Origin of the sequence: Mycobacterium talmoniae, from assembly GCF_001854525.1 — a bacterium.
GTDB classification, from domain to species: Bacteria; Actinomycetota; Actinomycetes; order Mycobacteriales; family Mycobacteriaceae; genus Mycobacterium; species Mycobacterium talmoniae.
This window is the reverse complement of record NZ_MLQM01000014.1, coordinates 16378-36831: the sequence shown is the minus strand read 5'-3', so window position 1 is coordinate 36831 and position 20454 is coordinate 16378. Positions and strand designations below refer to the sequence as shown.

The window sequence follows — 20454 nt, the reverse complement described above, 5'->3', positions numbered from 1 at the left end:
TGCCGGCGACCGTGCAAGACCACAGCGCGAACGTGCGCAAAATGCCAGGTTTCGGGCGTGTGGGCGTACATTTGCGCACGCTCGCGGCATAGCGCGCGACGCCGCGTCAGGCCCGGCCGGTGACGATGTCGACGAACAGCCGGTGGATGCGACGGTCGCCGGTCACCTCGGGATGAAACGCGGTGGCCAGCACCGAGCCCTGCCGCACCGCCACCACGTGGTCGGCGGCGCGGGCCAGCGGCTGCACGTCGGCGCCGACCCGTTCCACCCAGGGTGCCCGGATGAACACCGCGTGCACCGGATCCTCGAGGCCGTCGAACTTCAGGTCATCCTCGAACGAGTCGACTTGGCGGCCGAAGGCGTTGCGCCGCACCGTCATATCGATGCCCGCCAACGGCAGCGCCGCCCGCTCGCCCTCCCCGGCGTCCAGGATCTCGGAGGCCAACAGGATCATCCCGGCGCAGGCGCCGTAGGCGGGCAGCCCGTCGGCCAGCCGGGCCCGCAGCGGCTCCAACAGGTCCAGCTCCCGCAGCAGATGGCTCATCGTGGTGGATTCCCCGCCGGGAATGACCAGCGCGTCCACGGCGTCGAGTTCGCCGCGGCGGCGCACCGACACCGGGTCGGCGCCGGCGTCGCGCAGCGCGGCGAAATGTTCCCGGGTGTCGCCCTGCAGCGCCAACACCCCGACGCGGGGGGCGCTCACTGCGCGGCGGGCGTGAAGTTGCGCGGGTAGCGGGTCAACCCCTCCTGCATCACCGCGGCTACCATTTCGCCGTACTGGTTGTAGATCTTGCCCTGGGTCAACGCCCGCCCGGCGCACGCCGACGGCGACGACTGGTCATACAGCAGCCATTCGTCGGCCCGAAACGGCCGCATGAACCACATCGCGTGATCCAGTGACGCCACCTGCAGGTGGTCGCGTTCGGCGGGGTGAATCGACCAGGAGGTGCCCAGCAACGTCAGATCGCTCATGTAGGCCAGCGCGCAGATGTGCAGCACCGGGTCGTCGGGCAGCGGGTCGCGGTGGCGGAACCACACCTGCTGCTCGGCAACCTTGCCGGGGATGTGCGGCAGCTGATCGCGCGGCACCCGCCGCAGATCCCATTCCGCGAACGCCTTGAAGCCCTCGTCGTCGAAGGCTTTCATGCTGGAGATGTCGGGCAATTCCTTGGGATCGGGCGCCGACGGCATCGCGTCCTGGTGGTGGATGCCCTCTTGGTCGGTCTGAAACGACGCCGACATGTTGAAGATGGTTTCGCCGTGCTGGATCGCGTTGACCCGGCGGGTGCAAAACGAGCCGCCGTCACGCACCCGCTCGACGATAAACACGGTGGGCGCCTTGGCATCTCCGGGCCGCAGGAAATACCCGTGCAGCGAATGCACCTGGTAGCGCGGCTCCACGGTGCGCACCGCCGACACCAGGGCCTGACCGGCGACATGCCCGCCGAAGGTGCGCTGATGCTCGCTGGAGTTCGAGCTGAACACGCTGCCCCGATAGATGTTGACTTCGAGTTTCTCGAGGTCAAGGATCTGTTCGATCGTCAAAGTATTACCAGCCGCGCTCGGCGAGTCGGTGCGGCTGCGCGATGTCCTCCACGTTGATCCCGACCATCGCCTCGCCCAGCCCGCGGGACACCCGGGCCAGCACGTCGGGGTCGTCGTAGAAGGTGGTGGCCTTCACGATGGCCGCGGCCCGGGCGGCGGGGTCCCCGGATTTGAAGATGCCGGAGCCGACGAACACGCCCTCGGCGCCCAGCTGCATCATCATCGCCGCGTCGGCCGGGGTGGCGATGCCGCCGGCGGTGAACAGCGTGACCGGCAGTTTGCCGGCCCGCGCCACCTCGGCGACCAGCTCGTAGGGCGCCTGCAGTTCCTTGGCGGCGACGTACAGCTCGTCGTCGCCCAGCGTGGTCAGCCGGCGGATCTCGCCGCCGATGGCCCGCATGTGGGTGGTGGCGTTGGACACGTCGCCGGTGCCGGCCTCGCCCTTGGAGCGGATCATCGCCGCGCCCTCGGTGATGCGGCGCAGCGCCTCACCGAGGTTGGTGGCCCCGCACACGAACGGCACGGTGAACTGCCATTTGTCGATGTGGTGGGTGTAGTCGGCGGGGGTGAGCACCTCGGATTCGTCGACGTAGTCCACCCCGAGGCTCTGCAGGATCTGCGCCTCGACGAAGTGCCCGATCCGCGCCTTGGCCATCACCGGGATGGTGACCGCGGAGATGATGCCCTCGATCATGTCGGGGTCGCTCATCCGCGACACCCCGCCCTGGGCGCGGATGTCGGCCGGGACCCGCTCCAGCGCCATCACCGCGACCGCGCCGGCACCCTCAGCGATGCGGGCCTGCTCCGGGGTGACGACGTCCATGATGACGCCGCCCTTGAGCATCTCGGCCATGCCGCGTTTGACGCGGGCCGTTCCAGTTTGCCCGCTGGCGCCCGAACCGTTCTGGGCCGCACTGTCCACTGAATGCTTCTCCTTGCTGAACGGGGATACTCGCTCAGTGTAGTGGGCACCCGCCAGCGGATTTTCTCCCTCGCTACCCCAGTGGTGTGAAGACCGGGGCGGCCGGCGGCGGGTCGGCGACCAGCGCGGGCAATACGAACACCCGCACGTAGCGGCGGACCTGGTCGGCGTCGTCGACGCCGGGAATGAGTCCCAGCAGCAATCCGAGGGCGACCGACAGCACGAAGCGGGCGGCGTCGGCGGGGCGCAGGCCGGCTCGCAGGTAGTCGCCCGCCTGGCGGAACCCGATCTCGAACTGCCCGGCCAGCACCTGACTCAATGTCGCCGACCGGGCGATCAGCGCGGCGACGTTGCCCTCGTCGGTGTGCTCGGAGATCACCCGCAGCAGCGGGTCGTGGCCGACTTCGGTGGCCACGATCACCAGCGACTCGGTCACCAGCTCGCCGGGATCGGCCGCCGGCTGCATGCGGGTGGCGATGTCGGCCATCTTGCGCCCGGCGACCCGCACCACCAGGGCATCCAGCAACTCGTCGCGGGTGGCGAAGTGCCGGTAGATCACCGCCCGGGTGTAGCCGGCCTCCCGCGCAATGACCTGCATGGTCGACGCCCGGTAGCCGCGCTGGGCGAACGAGCGTTCCGCCGCGTCGAGCAACAGCTCTCGGGCGTGCTCGGGCGGATTTCCGCCGCCGGGCGGCCGGCCCCGGCGCCGCACCGTGGTTGCCGACATATATGGACATCTCCATTCAAATGTCTATTATTGCACTGAGTGCGTTTCCGTTACCCGGTGAAGGGATCGTCGCATGGCTACATCGTTCGTTGGCGTACCTGAGCAGCGGGACTGGCAGGCGGTGTTCGGTTCGTGGCGGCTGCTGGTCAATCCGGGCAAGAATGGCGCCTCCGCGTTCGATCTCATCGTGGGGTTGGCGGCGCCGATCCTCGCGCGCAGCTACCACCAACTGCGGGCCCACCCCAACGGGCGGCGGCTGCTGGCCGAGAAGCCGGACCTGTTGGCGCTGCTCGGCGACGACGACTACCTGGCGTCGCTGCCGGTCGGGTCGCTCGGCCACGCCTACCGGTCGTTTCTGCGCACCAATCGGCTGGATGCCGGGGTGTTCGACGTGGACACGGTGATCCGTCCGATCGCCGAGCGCCGCGGCTGGGACGAGGATTTCTTCTACATGATGCGGCGCGGCACCGCGCTGCACGACATGTTCCACACCCTCGGCGGCTACGGACCCGACATGGGCGGCGAATTCGGCAACCTCGGCTTTCACTGCGGCCAGATGGAGCCGTCCGGCGCCCTCAAGGCGCTCACCCTCGGGCTGCTGGGGACGATCATCCCCGCTTCCCCGCGCCGCAAGCTGCGCTACTTCCGCGAGGCGGTTCGCCGCGGGCAACGCGCCGACAACCTGATGGCCGCGCCCTACGAGGAGCTGCTGGACCAGCCGATCGGCGAAGTCCGTGACCTGTTGGGGATAGAACCGACCCGCACCGCCCATCGCGATGGGCATCTGTTCGTCGGGTGGGCGCCGCCCGGGATCAAACCGCCCACCCGGTGGGACTACGACGCCGCCGCTTCTTGAGCGCGAGCAGTCGCGAATGCACCCCATTTCGTGCAGAAAAGGGTGCCTTTGTGTCTGCTCGCGGTTCTAGCGCATCACATCGTCAGGACCATGCGGTAGCGCGCGCGGCCCTCGTCCATGGCGGCGTACGCCTCGGCGGCCTGGGCCAGCGGCCGCTCCTCGATGCGGGCCCGCACCCCGGACAGCACCGCGAACGCCATGGTCTCCTCGACGTCGCGGGCGGTGCCGGACGGGTGGCCGGTGATGCTGAGGCCCGGGGAGATCAGTTGCAGCGGGGAGATCGGCAGCGGCTCGGGGGTGACGCCGATGATGACCAGCTCGCCGCGCGGGGCCAGCCCGCCGATCGTGTCGGCCATGGCCTGCGAATTGGCGGCGGTGGCCAGCACCACCGCCGCCCCGCCCAGGGCCTGCAGCGCCTGGCCGACGTCGCCGGCGGTGGAGTCGATGTAGTGGTGGGCGCCCAGGGCGCGCGCGTCCTGGGCCCTGCCGGCGCCGCGGGCGATGGCGATGGTTTCGAAGCCCATCGCGGCGGCGAACTGTATCCCCAGATGCCCCAGGCCGCCGACGCCGAGGACCGCGACCCGGTCGCCGGGCCGGGCCCGGGTGGAGCGCAGCGCGTGGTAGGTGGTTACCCCGGCGCAGCCCATCGGCGCCGCTTCGGCGAACGACAGCCCCTCGGGGATGGCCGCCAGCGCGTTGGCCGGCACCGTCACCGACTCCGCGTAGCCACCCGGGTAGTGCCAGCTGGGCACCTGCCCGTTGGCGCAGTGGATGAAATCGCCTTTGCGGCAGGGGATGCAGTGGTTGCAATGCCCGCCGAACCAGCCCACCGCGACCCGGTCGCCGACGGCCCAGCCGGTCACGCCCGGGCCGAGCTCGGCGATGGTGCCCGCGATTTCATGCCCCGGTGTCAGTGGCCAGGTCAGTCCGGGGAAGGCGCCGTTGACGAAGGCGTGGTCGGTGCCGCACACCCCGCAGGCGGCGACGGCGATGCGGACCTGATCGCGCGCCGGGGCGGGCGTGTCGACGTCGGCGAGGGTCAGCGGCGCGCCCGCGGATTCGATGTGGACGGCGCGATGCGAGGGCATGGGACTCCTTCGGTGGTGGGTGGCAACCGTGCGCGAGCAGACGCAGAATCGCACAAAACGGCCGCGTTTTGCGCGATTCTGCGTCTGCTCGCCGGCTCGCGGGGGAAGGGGAAGGGTGCCTCAGCGGATGGGCTGCAGCTGGGGGGTGGACGGCGGTGCGTCGGCCAGCGCATTGGCCGCCTCGAGCAGCTCGCCGAGCTGCAGCGGGTAGACGGTCTCGCCGGCGGCGGCCAGCTCGGCGATCGCGGCGGCGTCACACCAGCGGTGGCCGTGCAGGTAGCGGTGTTCCAGCCCGGTGCGCCCGGCCGTGGCCGGCTCGAAGCGGCGGGTGCGGCACACGAAGAAGAACTCCTGGCTGTCGATCTCGGCGCCGTTGAACTCGAACACCGCGTCGCGCCGCCAGATCGGCCCGATCAGCTCGGCGGCGTCGACCCGCAGCCCGGTCTCCTCGGCCAGCTCGCGGGCCGCGGCGCGGGCCAGCCGCTCCCCCGGCTGCACCTGGCCGCCGATGGTGAACCACCAGCGCGGCGCGGCACCGTCGGACAGCGCCGGATCCGAACCGCACAACAGCAGCACAAAGCCGTCGTCGTCGAGCAGCACCACCCGCGCCGAGGTGCGCCGGCCCCGCGGCCCGTGGTCGCTGTGGGCCACCGCGGCCACCGCGTCCGGCCGCTCGGCGATCTCGAAATACGTGGGCAGCGCCGCCCGTCCACCCAGCCGCAGCAGCCGCACCAGCGGCCGCTCCCGCAGCGCGAGCGTGTCGCGCACCGCGTCGTTGTGGAACCGGCGGGCCAGCAGCACCCGGGCCTCCGCGTCGGCCAATTCGGCGACCAACGCGGCCGGCAGCGCCGCCGGGTCGACGTGCGCCAGCGCGGCCGCCAGCTCGTTTTCGCACGCCTCACGCCCGACCCGCGGCGCTCGCTCGGCGGCGTCGGCCAGCGCCGCGAGCCGTTTGCCGTCGGCCGCTTCACCGTAGGCGTCGATGGCCACCGCACGCGCCACTACCGCGCGGCGGGCCAACGCCCCGTCCAACGCCTGCCACGACAAGTCGTAGCGCACGTGCAGCCGGTCCAGCCGGTTGGCGGTCTGATACGCCCAGCCGGCCACCGCGATCAGCACCGCCGCCAGCAGCACCAGGACCGCGGTCAGCACCCACACCATCAACCGGCCACCTGCACCTTGGTTCCCGCGCCGGCGACGGTCTCATACACGCGCATGATCTGGCTGGCCACCACCGGCCAGTCGTAGCGGCGCACCGCGTCGGCGCCGGCCGCGATGTAGCCGCGGGCCAGCGTGTCGTCGTCCAGCACGGTGATCAGGCCGTCGGCCAACGCCGCCGGGTCGTCGACCGCCACCAGCCGCCCGGCCGCGCCGTCGCGCAGCACCCGGCGGAACGCGTGCAGGTCGGCGGCCACCACCGCGGTGCCGGCCGCCAACGCCTCGACCAGCACGATGCCGAAACTTTCGCCGCCGGTGTTGGGGGCGCAGTACACGTCGGCGCTGCGCATCGCCGAGGCCTTCAGCGCGTCGTCGGCCTGCCCCAGAAACCGCAGATGGCGCGCCAACCCGCCGGCCCGCTCGCGCAGGTCGTCCTCGTCGCCGCGGCCGACGATCAGCAGCTCCAGCTCCGGGTAGCGCTCCACCAGCGCCGGCAGCGCGGCCAGCAGCACCGCCATGCCTTTGCGCGGCTCGTCGTAGCGGCCGACGAACAGCACGGTCTTGCCCGGCCGCGGGTAGCCGTCCAGCCGCGGCGCCGCGGCGAACGCGCCCACGTCGACCCCGTTGGGGATCTCGACCGCATCGGAGCCCAGCGCCTCCATCTGCCAGCGCCGCGCCAGGTCGGACACCGCGATCCGGCCCATGATCTTTTCGTGCCAGGGCCGCAGCACCCCCTGAAACACGCTCAGCGTCAACGATTTGGTGGTCGAGGTGTGGAACGTGGCGACGATCGGGCCCTCGGCGACCCGCAGCGCCCACATCGACAGGCTGGGCGCGTTGGGCTCGTGCAGGTGCAGCACGTCGAAGTCGCCGTCGGTCAGCCAGCGCCGCACCTTGCCGTGCACCGCGGGGCTGAACTGCAGCCGGGCCACCGACCCGTTGTACGGGATTGGCACCGCCCGCCCGGCCGACACCACATAGCCGGGCAGCTTCACGTGCGGGGACGCCGGGGCCAGCACGCTGACCTCGTGCCCGCGGGCGCGCATCACCTCGGCCAGCTGCAGCACATGCGCCTGCACCCCGCCGGGGACGTCGAATGAGTACGGGCACACCATGCCGATGCGCATCAGTCCGCCCTCAACCGGGCCCGTCGCGCCTCGGACAGGTCGGCCAGCCACTGCGGCTGCAGCATGTGCCAGTCTTCCGGGTGCGCGGCGATACCCGCGGCGAACCGGTCCGCCAACGCCTGGGTGATGACGCCGACGTCGCCGCTGGCACAGTCCAATTCGGGATGGATATCGAAACACCAGCCGTCGCCGTCGAACCAGCAGTCCACCGGCAGCAGCGCCGCCCCGGTGTCCAGGGCCAGCTTGGCCGGACCGGCCGGCATCCGGGTGGGTTCGCCGAAGAAGTCGACCTCAACCCCGCTGCGGGTCAGATCGCGTTCGGCCATCAGGCACACCACCCGGTTGTCGGTCAGCCGCTCCCGCAGCACATCGAACGCGGGCCGCTGGCCGCCGGACAGCGGCACCACCTCAAAGCCGAGGCTTTCCCGGTAGTCCAGGAAACGCCGGTACAGCGACTCGGGTTTGAGCCGCTCGGCGACGGTGGTGAACGTGCCGTGGGTCTGCGCCAGCCACACCCCGGCCATATCCCAGTTGCCGCTGTGCGGCAACGCCAGCACCGCACCGCGCCCGGCGGCCAGCGCGGCCACCAGGTTGTCGTTGCCGCGCACCGAATCCTGCAGCACCACGCCCAGCGCGGTGTGGTCCATGCTCGGCAGCCGAAACGCCTCCCGCCAGTAGCGGGCGTAGGAGGCCAGCGAGGCGCGCATCAACGCGTCGGGCACCTCGGCCGGGGTGGTGCCGAGCACCCGGGCCAGATTCTTGCGCAGCTGTTCCGGGCCCCCGCCCAGCGCGGCGTAGCGGGCGCCGGCGTCAAAGGCGCTGCGGGCGACGGTCTCCGGCAGCGCACGCACCACCCGCCAGCCGGCCGCATACCCCCAATCGGTCACCCGCCCGGTCAGCGGGCTGAGCCCGGGCACCTTGAGACCGGTCGGCACGGCGATCACGATTCCGGCTTCTTGCGGTCCTGGCGTTCGGCCGGCTGCAGCGGCTCGGCCGCCCCGGGTGAGTGGCGCACATTGTGCAGCCGCTGGGCGCAGGTCAGCAGGCTGGCCGCCGCCAGCAGCCACATCGCGATCGGTAACGCCGGCGTCAGCGGGACGACCGGCAGATCCGACAACCCGGCGCCGACCAGCCCGATGATCAACCGCTCCGGCCGTTCGATCAGGCCGCCGTCGCCGCGCAGCCCGCTGGCTTCGGCGCGCGCCTTGATGTAGGAGATCACCTGCGAGGTGACCAGGCAGATCATGGTGGCCACCACCAGCGGGGCGTCGCGCAGCCCAAATGCCGCCCACCACAACAGTCCACAGAACACCGCGCCGTCGCTGATCCGGTCGCAGGTGGCGTCCAGCACCGCGCCGAACCGGCTGCCGCCGCCGCTTTGCCGGGCCATCGCCCCGTCGATCATGTCGAACATGACGAAGAACCAGATCACCAGCGCCCCGGCGAACAGGTGCCCGCTGGGGAACAGGGTCAGCGCCGCCAGCACCGCGGCCGCGGTGGCGATGATGGTGACGCCGTCGGCGGTGAACCCCACCCGCAGCAGGGCCCGCGCCACCGGCGTGGTGAATCCAGCGACCGCCGCCCGGGACAGAAACGGCAGCTTGCTCATGGCTGCTTCGCCCACTCGGCGGCCAGCAGCGCCCGGGTGTCGCGCAGCAGCTGCGGAATGACCTTGGAGTCACCGATGATGGTGATGAAGTTGGCGTCCCCGCTCCAGCGCGGGACCACATGCACGTGCAGGTGCTCGGCCAGCGAGCCGCCCGCCGAGGACCCCAGGTTCAGCCCGACGTTGAAGCCGTGCGGCCGCGACACCGCCTTGATGACGCGAATCGCCTTCTGGATGAACGCCATCAGCTCGGCGCTCTCGGCTTCGGTGAGGTCTTCGATTTCCGAGAATCGCCGATACGGCACCACCATCAGGTGTCCCGGGTTGTACGGGTACAGGTTGAGCACCGCGTACACGTACTCCCCGCGGGCCACCACCAGGCCGTCTTCGTCGGGCAGGGTGGGGATGTCGGTGAACGGCTGGGCTGAATTCCCCGCCTCCGACGCCTCGTCCTTGAGTGGCCCCTCGGCCAGATAGGTCATCCGGTAGGGGGTCCAGAGCCGTTCGAGTTGGTCGGCCTGGCCCACGCCCCGGTCGACGATCGCGCGCTCGTCCCGTTCGGTCACGCTGAATCGCCTACCTTCACCAAATCAGCGGTGGGGGCGGTGTTCTCGCGCTCGGCGATCCAGCCGACGATCGCGGCGATGGCATCGTCCAGCGGCACCCCGTTGATCTGGGTTCGGTCGCCGAACCGGAAGCTGACCGCCCCGGCGGCGACGTCGCGGTCCCCGGCGAGCAGCATGAACGGCACCTTCTGGTTGGTGTGGGTGACGATCTTCTTGGCCATCCGATCATCGCCGGAGTCGACCTGCACCCGCACGCCGCGCGCCTTGAGCTGGGCGGCAACCGATTCCAGATAATCCACGTGTTCGTCGGCGACCGGGATACCGACCACCTGCACCGGCGCCAGCCACGCCGGGAAGGCGCCGGCGTAGTGCTCGGTGAGCACCCCGAAGAACCGCTCGATCGACCCGAACAGCGCCCGGTGGATCAGCACCGGCCGCTGCCGGGACCCGTCGGCCGCGGTGTACTCCAGATCGAACCGGTCGGGCATGTTGAAATCCAGCTGGATGGTGGACATTTGCCAGGACCGGCCCAGCGCGTCGCGGACCTGCACGGAGATCTTCGGACCGTAGAACGCCGCCCCGCCCGGGTCGGGCACCAGCTGCAGGCCGGAGGCCTCGGCGACCTGCCGCAGCGTGTCGGTGGCTTCCTCCCACACCTCGTCGGAGCCGACGTATTTCTCCGGGTCCTTGGTGGACAGCTCCAGGTAGAACTCCTCCAGCCCGTAGTCGGCGAGCAGGTCGAGCACGAACCGCAGCAGCGAGGCCAACTCGTCGCGCAACTGCTCCCGGGTGGTGTAGATGTGCGCGTCGTCTTGGGTCATGCCGCGCACCCGGGTCAGGCCGTGCACCACCCCGGACCGCTCGTAGCGGTACACGCTGCCGAATTCGAAGAGCCGCAACGGCAGTTCGCGGTAGGACCGCCCGCGGGACCGGAAGATCAGGTGGTGCATCGGGCAGTTCATCGGCTTGAGGTAGTAGTCCTGGCCGGGTTTGCGCACCGTGCCGTCGTCGTTGTGCTCGGCGTCCAAGTGCATCGGCGGATACATGCCGTCGGCGTACCAGGCCAGGTGCCCGGACGTCTCGAACAGGTGCGCCTTGGTGATGTGCGGGGTGGTGACGAACTCGTAGCCGGCCTCGATGTGCTTGCGCCGTGAGTACTCCTCCAGCTCGCGGCGGATGATGCCGCCCTTGGGGTGGAAAACCGGTAAGCCGGAACCGATTTCGTCGGGGAAGCTGAACAGGTCCAGCTCCACACCCAGCTTGCGGTGATCGCGGCGCAGCGCCTCCTCGATCAGCTCCAGGTGGCGATCCAGCGCCTCCTGCGACTCCCAGGCGGTGCCGTAGATGCGTTGCAGGCTGGCGTTGTTCTGGTCGCCGCGCCAGTACGCCGCCGACGAGCGGGTCAGCTTGAACGCCGGGATGAACCGCGTGGTCGGGATGTGCGGGCCGCGGCACAAATCGCCCCACACCCGCTCTTTGGTGCGCGGGTTGAGGTTGTCGTAGGCGGTCAGCTCGTCGCCGCCGACCTCCATGATCTCGGCGTCACCGGACTTGTCGTCGACCAGTTCCAGTTTGTAGGGCTCGTCGGCCAGTTCGGCGCGGGCCTGCTCCTTGGACTCGTAGACGCGCCGGGCGAACAGCTGGCCCTCCTTGACGATCTGGCGCATCCGCTTCTCCAGCGCCGCCAGGTCCTCGGGGGTGAACGCCTCCGGGACGTCGAAGTCGTAGTAGAAGCCGTCGGTGATCGGCGGCCCGATGCCCAGCTTGGCCGCCGGGAACAGCTCCTGCACCGCCTGCGCCAGCACGTGCGCGCAGGAGTGCCGGATGACGCTGCGGCCGTCGTCGGAATCGGCGGGCACCGGGACGACCTCGGCGTCGACGTCGGGGGTCCAGCTCAGGTCCCTCAGCTTGCCCTCGGCGTCGCGCACCACCACCACGGCGTCGGGCGCCCCGCGGCTCGGCAATCCCGCGTCGCGCACCGCCGCGGCCGCCGTGGTCCCGGCAGGCACCCGGATCGGGGCTGCTGCGGGGGGCTTCGCGGGGGCGCTCATGGCGTCATCTCCAAGGGTGTGCGGGGTGTCCGGTCGGTCGCGACCATGCTATCGGGGCGGCCACCGGCGACCGCCCCGAGCCTCACGGCTGGCCGGGCTTCAGCAGCACAAACAGGCCCTGGGCCTCGGTCAGCAGGGTGTCGCCGTCGCACAACCGGCCCGATACGAAGATCTTGCGCCCATCGATCCGGTCCACCCCGGCGTCGACCTGCAGCTCCTTTTCGATCGGCACGATGTGGCGATAGTCCACGTGCAGGTAGGCGGTGCGCTGATAGCGGCTGCCGGTCAGCACCGCCGAGGTCAACCCCAGCACCGAGTCGAACAGCAGGCCCAGCGCCCCGCCGTGCACGGCGCCGTTGCGGCCGAGGTGGTACCGGGCGAAGCGGGCGGTGCCGCGGATCCTACCGGCACTCCCGTCCAGCGGCACTTTTTCCACCCGCATCGGCACGGTCAAGATGTTGCCCCGGTTGGGCAGGTCGAAGCGGCGACCCGACGGGGCGGACCACTCGTCGGCCTCGTACGGCGCCAGCAGCGCGGCGACCTTTTCGACCAGGTCGGCGGCCTCGCTGATCACCTCGTCGGGGGCGTCGGCGGCCCGGGCGCGGTCCTGCAGGGTGCGCACCGCCTCGACGAACCGGCCGTAGTCGGGGCCGCCCTTGGCGGTGGGTTGCGGCGGGTTGAACCCGCCGCCGGGGTGTCGGGGCATGTTTTCACCGTTCACTCTGCGTCCAGGGCGCGACCCACTCGAACTTTCGCGCCCTAGCCGCAGAGTCAATCCTGCTGGGCGGCGCCGGCGGCGGCCAGGGTGTCGAACTCGTCGTCGGACAGCGTGATCTGCGCGGCGGCGACGTTCTCCTCCAGGTGCGCCACCTTCGAGGTGCCCGGGATCGGCAGCATCACCGGCGAGCGTTTCAGCAGCCAGGCCAACGCCAGCTGCGACGGGGTGGCGTGATGCTCGGCGGCGATCTGCTGCAGCGGGCCGCCGGGGGCGGCCAGCGGCCCGGCGGCCAGCGGGAACCACGGGATGAAGCCGATGCCCTGCTCGGTGACCGCGTCCAGCAGCGGCTCGGCGCTGCGCTTGGTCAGGTTGTACTCGTTTTGCACCGACACGATCGAGGTGAGCTGCTGGGCGGCCGTCAACTGGTCGACGTCGATCTCGGACAGCCCGATGTGGCGGATCTTGCCCTCGTCCTGGAGCTTGACCAGCTCACCGACCTGGTCGGCCAGCGGGTAGTGGCGGTCGATGCGGTGCAGCTGGAACAGGTCGATGCGTTCGACGCCGAGCCGGCGCAGGCTCATCTCGCATTCCTGGCGCAGATACGCCGGGTTGCCCAGCGGGATCCAGGTGTCCGGGCCGGTGCGCAGCAGACCGGCCTTGGTGGCGATGACCAGCCCGTCGTAGGGATGCAGCGCCTCGCGGATGATGTCCTCGGAGACGTAGGGACCATAGGAGTCGGCGGTGTCGATGAAGTTGACGCCGAGGTCCACCGCGCGCCGCAGCACCCGCACGCATTCGTCGCGGTCGGCCGGCGGGCCCCACACCCCCGGCCCGGTCAGCCGCATCGCCCCGAAGCCGAGCCGGTTGATCGTCAGGTCGCCGCCGAGGGTGAAGGTCTGCGCAGTCACCTGGTCGACGTTACGCCCCGGATGGCGCCGGATCTGGCCGCGCCGGCCACCGCTACTCCCCCGCGCGGCGCCGCTTCGGCGCGGGCCGGGTGCTTGATCCGCGGGAGGCGACGGCAAAGACGGCCACAATGCCGACGAAACACACCGCGAAGGCGCCCAGCACGATCAGCGGATAGTAGAACGTCGGCCCGGAAGACCGGATGGCCAAGACCAGCGCGGTCAGATAGCCGCCGACGGGTACGCCCACCGCGATCAGCGTGACCACATCGTCGGCGCCGCCGTTGCTCAGCCGGACCACGCCGCGCGCGACCCAGAGAACCAGCGCCACCGGAACCGCGGCCAGGATGAACCCGGCGAACGTGAGAACGGCATCGGTATCCGGGCTCATCGCTACGTCCTCCCCGTCGGGCCAGCACCACAACTATCGCAGTCGGTGGCAGGGTGGCGTGGGTGGACCTGACCAAACTCACCACGCTGCCGCTGACCTATCCGGAGGTGGGCGCCACCGCCGATGCCCTGCCGGCCGGCTATCAGCACATCAACGCCTCGGCCCGCATCGGCACCGGGCGGCAACGCTTCGAGCAGGCCGGCGACGCGGTGCTGCACTGGGGCATGCAGCGCGGCTCCGGCCTGGGCGTCAACGCCAGCAGCGACGTCGCCGTCGTCGACGCGGTGCTGCTGGTGCGGCTCGGGCTGCTGCACGCGCCGTGCCGCGTCGTCTACGTCGTCGATGAACCCAACCGGCGCGGGTTCGCCTATGGCACCCTGCCCGGGCATCCCGAGTCCGGCGAGGAACTGTTCTCGGTGCGCTACGACCCCGAAGACGACGCGGTGTACGCCGAGGTCCGTGCGTTCTCCCGGCCGGCGACCTGGTGGAGCAAGCTCGGGTCACCGATTGCGGCCCTGCTGCAGCGCGTGGTCACTCGGCGCTATCTACGTGCGGTGTGACCGGTGTGCACGACCCGCGAGCAGACGCAGATTCGCACAAATTCGCGCCGCGGCGTGCGAATCTACGTCTGCTCGCGGGGGTGAACCCAGCCGGCCAGCAGCCGCTCGGCGCCGGTGCACAGCGTCTCGATGACCTCACCGGCCGGGCGCACGTCGGTGACCAGGCCGACGCCCTGACCGGCGTCGACGGGCGCGGTGCGGGGATCGTCGGCGGCGATCCCGGCGTTCAACGCCGCCCCGGCGGTCGGGTCGGCGCCCAGCGCATCCTCGCGGCCGGCCCACCGCACGACGAAGTCGTTGCGCAGCACCCGGGAGCCGAACCGGGTCGGCCACCGCAATCCCTGGCCGATGTCGAAGACCCGGGTGGTCACCGTGTCGGCGCCGGCGGCCCCGATCAGCGCGCGGCGGGCGCCGTCGCTGGTCAACGCCTCGGTGCACGCCGACAGGCAGGTGCCCAGCCACGCGCCGCTGGCCCCGGCGGCCAGCACCGCGGCAAGGCTTCGGGCCGAACCGATTCCACCGGCCGCCAGCACCGGCACCGACACCGCGTCGAGCACCAGGTCCAGCAACGGCAGCGTGCCGATCCGGTCCTCGCCGTGGCCGCCGCCTTCGGCGCCCCGCGCGACCAGCACGTCGACGCCGGCGTCCTGCGCACGCCTCGCCGTGACGTCGTCGTAAACCTGTGTGACGGTGACGATTCCGGCGTCATGGGCGCGCGACACCCAGGAGAAGTCGTCACCGAAGCTGAGCGACAACATCGTGGGCCGCGCGGCGAGGGCGGCGTCGAACAACTCGGGTTGCTCGCGAACCACCCAGTCCACCAAGCCGATTCCGAATCGCGGCACCTCACCGCGCTGGCGCAGCTCGGCCTGCAGCGCCGCCGCCGAGCCGGCGCTGCCCATGCCGACCATGCCCAGGCCGCCGGCCGACGTGACCGCGGCGGCCAGCCGACCGCCGGCCACCCCACCCATCGGGGCGTTGACGATGGGAACCCGCAACCCGAGGCTGCGCGACCACGGCGTCGACAACACCAAGCGGGCTAACCCTGCGCGACGCGCTTGCTGACCGTCAGGACGACGACGGAGTCTTCGATCGAATCCAGGGAGTGGCGTTGCGGCGGGATGGTGACATAGTCGCCGGCCTTGCCCTCCCAGGCGTCGTCGCCGGCGGTCAACCGGACATGGCCCTGCAACACCTGCAGCGTCGCCTCGCCGGGGCTGTCGTGTTCGGCCAAACCCTGCCCGGCGCGCAGCGCCACCAGGGTCTGCCGCAGATCGTGTTCATGACCGCCGTGAATGGTGTGCGCCGCCCGGCCGCTGTGCGCCTGGCGCGCCTCGGCCAACTTGTCGGAGGCCAATGTGGTCAACGAGATGGATTCCATCGATACGCCCTTCGCAGATAGTTCGGTTAGCTGAATAGTAGAAGAGCACCGGCCACCGCTAGGGCAATCATCTTGATCGCCTCCAGGCCGACGTAGTAGTAGTGCCCGTGGGATCGGGGCCCCTCCGCACCGGCGAGCACTTGATCGGAGCGGCGGTTCAGCCGCGGGCGCACCACCGCCAACTGGACGGCCAGCGCGGCACAGGCCACCGCGTACGCGACGATCGCCGACACCGCCGGCGGGCGGGCCACCACGGCAACCGCAATGGCGACGGCGAAAACGAGTTCGGTGCGGTTGAGGGCGCGAAACACCAGCCGGCCGATGCCGAGCCCGATCTGCAAGGTCACGTTGGGTGCGCGAAACTTCAACGGCGCTTCCAAAAACGAGATCCCGGCGACCATCCCCAGCCAGACGAAGGTGACGGCGACGGCGAGCGCCTGCGCGGCACTCACCCGGCGGCCCCATTCAGCAGCGACAGATGCGCCAAGCACAAATCCGGTTCGATGAACGCGTCGAGCCGGTCGATGGCGACCGGCGCATGCCAGGTTTCCAACGCCCCCTGCATGAGTCCCAGATGGATCGGACAGACCACGTTCGTTCGGGTTTCCGCCAACTCGAGGAACGGGCAGTGCCGCAGCCCGACCCGTTTCTCCCCCTCGCCGTCGCGGCGTTCCGGCGCAAACCCCAACTCGTCGAGCAGATCCACCAGATGGTCGATCGTTTCCTCCGGGCCCGCCGGAACTTCTTGGGTGACAGGGGGTTCCAGACGCTGCCCCCAGGCGCGGCCGGCGGCAAGCGCCTTGGCGCCCGGGTCGTCGTCGGAGGCGAAGCCGATCGAGAGAATCTCGGCCAGCAGCCGGTAACTGCGCGGCCCGCCGCGGTCCATCCGCCGAATCGACCGGAACATCAGCGGCGGGCGCCCCGGCCCCTTGTGCTCGGGTTCGGCGTGCTCGACCCGCCCCTCACCGAGCAAGGTGTCCAGGTGGAACCGGACGGTGTTGGGATGCACCCCCAGTTCATCGGCGATCTGGGCGATGCTCATCGGAGCATTCGCCGCCTTCAACACCTGCAGCACGTCGAGGCGACGGCCGCCGGATTCGCCGGATGACATGAGGCTGTCGTTCACTCTCCTTATGCATCGCCTTGATGAGGCAGGTTAGCGACCAGCGGAGTGTCCACCCCCAGCGGACCGATCTTAGCGGCCCCGCCCGGCGACCCGAGCGGTTCGTCGCGACCGGGCAGCGGTTCGGCGAAAAAGGCCGCGTTGTCGTCCAGGTAGGGCTGCAGCTCCTCGGGCAGATCGTCCTCGTAGTAGATCGCTTCGACCGGGCAGACCGGTTCGCACGCACCGCAATCCACGCATTCGTCGGGGTGGATATACAGGGCGCGGCCGCCCTCATAGATGCAGTCCACCGGACACTCCTCCACGCACGCCCGATCCATCACATCCACACATGGCTTCCCGATCACGTACGTCATGCGCTAGAGTTTACACAATCGAAATTGTAAAAACTAGGAAGGTCCCGATGAGCGACACCGAACTCGACGTCCGGGAGCTGCGCAAGCCGGACAAGCACCCGACGATCTTCGCCACCTACGCCAAACTCGGCGTCGGCGAGTCGTTCGTGCTGGTCAACAACCACGACCCCAAGCATTTGCGGGACGAGTTCGAGACCGATCACCCCGGCAGCTACGGCTGGGAGTACCTGGAGCGCGGCCCGGTCTGGCGGATCCGGATCAGCAAGCTCACCGCCACCCCGCTGCCGCGGCTGCTGGTCAACACCGCCGAGATCGCCGAACCCGACGTCACCGGCGCGGCGTGGAAGCTGGGCATCCGGGATCGGGATCTGGACTCGAACCTCATCGCGCTGCCCCCCAACGGCGGGATCGGGGAACACACCGGCGCCGACGTCGACGTGCTGATCCACGTGCTGTCCGGCAGCGGTCAGCTCACCACCGAGCAGGGGGTCATCGAGCTGCGGCCCGGGGCGCTGCTGTGGCTGCCGCGGCTGTCGCGGCGCCAACTGGACGCCGGGCCCGAGGGATTGCGGTACCTGACCGTGCACCAACACCGCGAAATCGGCGGCCTGATGCCCACGGTGCGGCAGGCAGTCTGATGCCCGGCGACGGGGTGCCGTTCGCCAACCGGGACGACGACACGGTGCAGGGGCATTGGCTGCTGGCGCGGCTGGGCAAGCGGGTGCTGCGGCCCGGCGGCGCCGAACTCACCCGCAGCCTGCTGGGCCGCGCCAACCTGGCCGACGCCGACGTGCTGGAGCTGGCGCCGGGGCTCGGCCGCACCGCCACCGAAATCCTGGCCGGCAATCCCCGGTCCTATATCGGGGCCGACCAGGATCCCGACGCGGCGCGCACGGTCCGCGGCATCGTCGAGGAACAGGGCGGCGAGGTGCGGGTGGCCGACGCGGCCGAGACCGGGCTGCCCGACGCCAGCCGCGACGTCGTGGTCGGCGAGGCGATGCTGAGCATGCAAGGTGAGGTCGCCAAGAACGCGATCGTCGCCGAGGCGGCCCGGGTGCTGCGGCCGGGCGGGCGCTACGCCATCCACGAGCTCGCGCTGACCCCCGACACCATCGCCGACGACATCAAAACCGACATCCGCCGGGCGTTGGCCCAGTCGATCAAGGTCAACGCCCGTCCGTTGACGGTCGCGGAGTGGACGCAGCTGCTCGCCGGCCACGGCCTGGTGGTGGACGAGGTGGAGACCCGGCCGATGGCGCTGTTGGAGCCGCGCCGGCTGATCGCCGACGAGGGGGTGGTCGGGGCGCTGCGGTTCGCCAGGAACCTGCTCACCCACCCCGACGCCCGACGGCGGGTGCTGCGGATGCGCCGCACGTTCCGCCGCCACCGCAAGGAGTTGGCCGCGGTCGGCATCGTCGCGCACAAACCGGCCGCCTGAAAAATCGGTTCGTTCCGCCGGGCCCGGTTTGCTAGGTTGCGTCGATGGCCGACCCGTACCCGCAGGTGTTCTACCGTGATGCTCTGGTGCCCGCCGCGCAGGCGGCGCTGGGGGTGGCCACCTCGGCCGTGCTGTACGGGCTCAGCGTCTACACCGTGTTGCCGGTCCGGGTCGATGGCCGTTGCAGCGCATTCCGGCTGCCGGAACATTACCGCCGACTGGTCGAGTCCTGCACCATCATCGGCATCGACCGGTTCGCCGCGCAGTGGAGCTATGACCGCTTCGCGGCGACGGTGCAGCAGCTGGTGACGGCCAACGCCCCGCAGCGCGACGTGTTTGTCCGGGTGACCGTGCACGTCGACGAGTCGATTCCGGGCACCCGGGTGCGCGGCTGCTCGACGGCGGTCAGCGCGTTCGTCTACGACGCGGTGCCGATCGTGCCGCAGGACGGGATGCGGCTGAAGTCCAGCCCGTGGCGGCGCATCCCCGACTACGCGATCCCGTCACGCGCCAAGGTCAACGGCGCCTACGTCAACTCGGTGCTGGCCAAACAGGATGCCATCGACAGCGGCTACGACGACTGCGTCTTCCTGGACGCCGCCGGGCACGTGTGCGAATTGAGCGCGGCGAACATCTTTGTGGTGCGCGGCGAGACGCTGATCACCCCGGACGTGTCCTGCGACATCCTCGACGGCATCACCCGCCGCACCGTGCTGACCCTGGCGGCCGAGGAAGGTATCCCGGTCGCCGAGCGGCGGGTCGATCTCACCGAGCTCTACATCGCCGACGAGGTGTTCGCCACCGGCACCTCCTCCGGTGTCGCCCCGGCGCTGCAGGTCGACGGCCGCACGGTCGGCGACGGTAAACCCGGACCGATCCTGCAGGCGCTGCGCAAGCGGTACGCCGCCGCGCTGCGTGCCGATGACCCGCACGGCTGGGTGACGATCCTCTAGTTGAGTGTGCGCCCAGGGCGCGACGCTAGTTGAGTGTGCGCTCAGGGCGGGATTTAGCCCGGATTCCCGCCCTGGAGGCACAGTCAACGCCGCCAACGCACAGTCAACATCTGGGTTCCCAAGCCGCATCGGGGGCGAGCGGTTGGCCGTATCGTCGGAACCGGCAGAAACCGACGTGAGGAGCCCATCCGATGCCCCGCAGCTATGACGATTTCCCCAGCCTTCGGTTCGAAACCGGCGACCACGGGGTGCTGCACCTGGTCCTCGATGCGCCCGGACTCAACGCGGTGGGACCGCAGATGCACCGCGACCTGGCCGACGTGTGGCCGGCGATCGACCGCGACGACGACGTGCGGGCCGTGCTGGTCCGCGGTGAGGGCAAAGCGTTTTCGGCCGGCGGCAGCTTCGAGCTGATCGACGAGACCATCGGCGACTACGCCGGGCGGATCCGGATCATGCGCGAAGCCCGTGACCTGGTGCTCAACCTGGTCAACTTTTCCAAGCCGGTGGTGTCGGCGATTCGCGGCCCCGCGGTGGGCGCGGGCCTGGTGGTGGCGCTGCTGGCCGACATCTCGGTGGCCGGGCGCGGTGCGCGGATCATCGACGGGCACACCAAACTCGGGGTGGCCGCCGGGGATCACGCGGCGATCTGCTGGCCGCTGCTGGTCGGCATGGCCAAGGCCAAGTACTACCTGCTCACCTGCGAACAGGTGCTCGGCGAGGAGGCCGAGCGGATCGGGCTGGTGTCCAAATGCGTCGACGACGACGCGGTGCTCGACACCGCCACCGGAATCGCCGAGAACCTGGCGCAGGGCGCCCAGCAGGCGATCCGCTGGACCAAACACAGCCTGAACTACTGGTATCGCATGTTCGCGCCGGCGTTCGAAACGTCGCTGGGGTTGGAGTTCATCGGGTTCAGCGGCCCCGACGTGCACGAAGGGTTGGCCGCCAACCGCGAGAAACGGCCACCGCGGTTCGGCTGA

At 70.3% G+C, this 20454-nt stretch carries 25 protein-coding genes; 6 read left to right on the top strand and 19 right to left on the bottom strand.

The window, feature by feature from the left end; translation table 11 throughout:
• Positions 1-106 precede the first annotated feature (106 nt).
• From pdxT to BKN37_RS04995, 4 genes are all read right to left on the bottom strand, one after another.
• Positions 107-703, bottom strand: a complete 597-nt coding sequence (pdxT, locus tag BKN37_RS05010; RefSeq protein ID WP_071022550.1) for a pyridoxal 5'-phosphate synthase glutaminase subunit PdxT — start codon at positions 701-703, stop codon at positions 107-109.
• Positions 700-1545: an acyl-CoA thioesterase II gene (gene tesB / locus BKN37_RS05005; RefSeq protein ID WP_071022547.1), complete on the bottom strand. Its 846-nt coding sequence runs from the start codon at positions 1543-1545 to the stop codon at positions 700-702. The genes pdxT and tesB overlap by 4 nt, the downstream gene beginning before the upstream one ends.
• A 4-nt stretch (positions 1546-1549) precedes the next feature.
• Positions 1550-2467: a pyridoxal 5'-phosphate synthase lyase subunit PdxS gene (pdxS, locus tag BKN37_RS05000; protein WP_071022544.1), complete on the bottom strand. Its 918-nt coding sequence runs from the start codon at positions 2465-2467 to the stop codon at positions 1550-1552.
• 73 nt (positions 2468-2540) lie between these two features.
• Entirely contained in the window at positions 2541-3194 is a 654-nt protein-coding gene (locus BKN37_RS04995) for a TetR/AcrR family transcriptional regulator (protein ID WP_071022540.1), read from the bottom strand.
• A gap of 73 nt (positions 3195-3267) precedes the next feature.
• On the opposite strand from BKN37_RS04995, the gene BKN37_RS04990 reads away from it, so the two are divergent.
• Positions 3268-4050 carry a Coq4 family protein gene (locus BKN37_RS04990; RefSeq protein ID WP_071022538.1) on the top strand — a complete coding sequence of 261 codons (783 nt, stop codon included), beginning with the start codon at positions 3268-3270 and terminating at the stop codon, positions 4048-4050.
• Between the two features lie 74 nt (positions 4051-4124).
• Here the strand turns inward: BKN37_RS04990 and BKN37_RS04985 are convergent, their stop codons facing one another.
• The 10 genes from BKN37_RS04985 to BKN37_RS04940 all read right to left on the bottom strand — a co-directional run bounded on the left by BKN37_RS04985 (position 4125) and on the right by BKN37_RS04940 (position 13660).
• On the bottom strand, positions 4125-5138 hold the full coding sequence (locus BKN37_RS04985; protein WP_071022535.1) for an alcohol dehydrogenase catalytic domain-containing protein: 1014 nt from the start codon (positions 5136-5138) through the stop codon (positions 4125-4127).
• Positions 5139-5258: 120 nt separating this feature from the next.
• On the bottom strand, positions 5259-6299 hold the full coding sequence (locus tag BKN37_RS04980; protein ID WP_071022532.1) for an NUDIX hydrolase: 1041 nt from the start codon (positions 6297-6299) through the stop codon (positions 5259-5261).
• Positions 6299-7423 (bottom strand): glycosyltransferase family 4 protein, encoded by a 1125-nt coding sequence (locus tag BKN37_RS04975; protein ID WP_071022529.1) that lies wholly within the window; start codon positions 7421-7423, stop codon positions 6299-6301. The genes BKN37_RS04980 and BKN37_RS04975 overlap by 1 nt, the downstream gene beginning before the upstream one ends.
• Positions 7423-8367 (bottom strand): phosphatidylinositol mannoside acyltransferase, encoded by a 945-nt coding sequence (locus BKN37_RS04970; RefSeq protein WP_071022526.1) that lies wholly within the window; start codon positions 8365-8367, stop codon positions 7423-7425. The genes BKN37_RS04975 and BKN37_RS04970 overlap by 1 nt, the downstream gene beginning before the upstream one ends.
• The gene (gene pgsA, locus BKN37_RS04965) at positions 8364-9032 is read right to left on the bottom strand and encodes a phosphatidylinositol phosphate synthase (RefSeq protein ID WP_071022521.1); all 669 of its coding nucleotides are present in this window, start codon (positions 9030-9032) and stop codon (positions 8364-8366) included. The genes BKN37_RS04970 and pgsA overlap by 4 nt, the downstream gene beginning before the upstream one ends.
• Positions 9029-9595 (bottom strand): ATP adenylyltransferase, encoded by a 567-nt coding sequence (locus BKN37_RS04960; protein ID WP_071022519.1) that lies wholly within the window; start codon positions 9593-9595, stop codon positions 9029-9031. The genes pgsA and BKN37_RS04960 overlap by 4 nt, the downstream gene beginning before the upstream one ends.
• Positions 9592-11646 carry a threonine--tRNA ligase gene (gene thrS / locus BKN37_RS04955; protein WP_071022516.1) on the bottom strand — a complete coding sequence of 685 codons (2055 nt, stop codon included), beginning with the start codon at positions 11644-11646 and terminating at the stop codon, positions 9592-9594. The genes BKN37_RS04960 and thrS overlap by 4 nt, the downstream gene beginning before the upstream one ends.
• 82 nt (positions 11647-11728) lie before the next feature.
• Positions 11729-12352 carry a PaaI family thioesterase gene (locus tag BKN37_RS04950; RefSeq protein ID WP_071022606.1) on the bottom strand — a complete coding sequence of 208 codons (624 nt, stop codon included), beginning with the start codon at positions 12350-12352 and terminating at the stop codon, positions 11729-11731.
• A 65-nt stretch (positions 12353-12417) separates the two neighbouring features.
• Entirely contained in the window at positions 12418-13272 is an 855-nt protein-coding gene (locus BKN37_RS04945; protein WP_165618292.1) for an aldo/keto reductase, read from the bottom strand.
• A gap of 52 nt (positions 13273-13324) precedes the next feature.
• On the bottom strand, positions 13325-13660 hold the full coding sequence (locus tag BKN37_RS04940) for a hypothetical protein (RefSeq protein ID WP_071022512.1): 336 nt from the start codon (positions 13658-13660) through the stop codon (positions 13325-13327).
• Positions 13661-13722: 62 nt separating this feature from the next.
• Between BKN37_RS04940 and BKN37_RS04935 the strand changes: the two genes are divergently transcribed.
• Positions 13723-14220 carry a DUF1990 domain-containing protein gene (locus BKN37_RS04935; protein WP_071022599.1) on the top strand — a complete coding sequence of 166 codons (498 nt, stop codon included), beginning with the start codon at positions 13723-13725 and terminating at the stop codon, positions 14218-14220.
• Between the two features lie 62 nt (positions 14221-14282).
• Here BKN37_RS04935 and BKN37_RS04930 read toward each other — a convergent pair whose 3' ends face one another.
• From BKN37_RS04930 to fdxA, 5 genes are read right to left on the bottom strand one after another with little or no spacing between them, the layout of a single operon-like run.
• Positions 14283-15251: an NAD(P)H-dependent flavin oxidoreductase gene (locus BKN37_RS04930; RefSeq protein ID WP_071022595.1), complete on the bottom strand. Its 969-nt coding sequence runs from the start codon at positions 15249-15251 to the stop codon at positions 14283-14285.
• An 8-nt stretch (positions 15252-15259) separates the two neighbouring features.
• Positions 15260-15601, bottom strand: coding sequence for a cupin domain-containing protein (locus BKN37_RS04925; RefSeq protein ID WP_071022509.1), 342 nt, complete (start codon positions 15599-15601; stop codon positions 15260-15262).
• Positions 15602-15627: 26 nt separating this feature from the next.
• Entirely contained in the window at positions 15628-16053 is a 426-nt protein-coding gene (locus BKN37_RS04920; RefSeq protein WP_071022504.1) for a hypothetical protein, read from the bottom strand.
• Complete coding sequence (locus tag BKN37_RS04915) at positions 16050-16712, bottom strand: helix-turn-helix transcriptional regulator (protein ID WP_071022501.1); 663 nt, start codon at positions 16710-16712, stop codon at positions 16050-16052. The genes BKN37_RS04920 and BKN37_RS04915 overlap by 4 nt, the downstream gene beginning before the upstream one ends.
• 20 nt (positions 16713-16732) lie before the next feature.
• A complete protein-coding gene (gene fdxA, locus BKN37_RS04910) occupies positions 16733-17080 on the bottom strand; it encodes a ferredoxin (protein WP_071022498.1) in 348 nt (115 codons plus the stop codon).
• Between the two features lie 47 nt (positions 17081-17127).
• Between fdxA and BKN37_RS04905 the strand changes: the two genes are divergently transcribed.
• From BKN37_RS04905 to BKN37_RS04890, 4 genes are all read left to right on the top strand, one after another.
• Positions 17128-17718: a DUF2249 domain-containing protein gene (locus tag BKN37_RS04905; RefSeq protein WP_071022494.1), complete on the top strand. Its 591-nt coding sequence runs from the start codon at positions 17128-17130 to the stop codon at positions 17716-17718.
• Positions 17718-18518 (top strand): class I SAM-dependent methyltransferase, encoded by an 801-nt coding sequence (locus tag BKN37_RS04900; protein WP_071022491.1) that lies wholly within the window; start codon positions 17718-17720, stop codon positions 18516-18518. The genes BKN37_RS04905 and BKN37_RS04900 overlap by 1 nt, the downstream gene beginning before the upstream one ends.
• A gap of 44 nt (positions 18519-18562) precedes the next feature.
• The gene (locus BKN37_RS04895; RefSeq protein WP_071022485.1) at positions 18563-19471 is read left to right on the top strand and encodes an aminotransferase class IV; all 909 of its coding nucleotides are present in this window, start codon (positions 18563-18565) and stop codon (positions 19469-19471) included.
• Positions 19472-19662: 191 nt separating this feature from the next.
• Positions 19663-20454 (top strand): enoyl-CoA hydratase/isomerase family protein, encoded by a 792-nt coding sequence (locus BKN37_RS04890; protein WP_071022482.1) that lies wholly within the window; start codon positions 19663-19665, stop codon positions 20452-20454.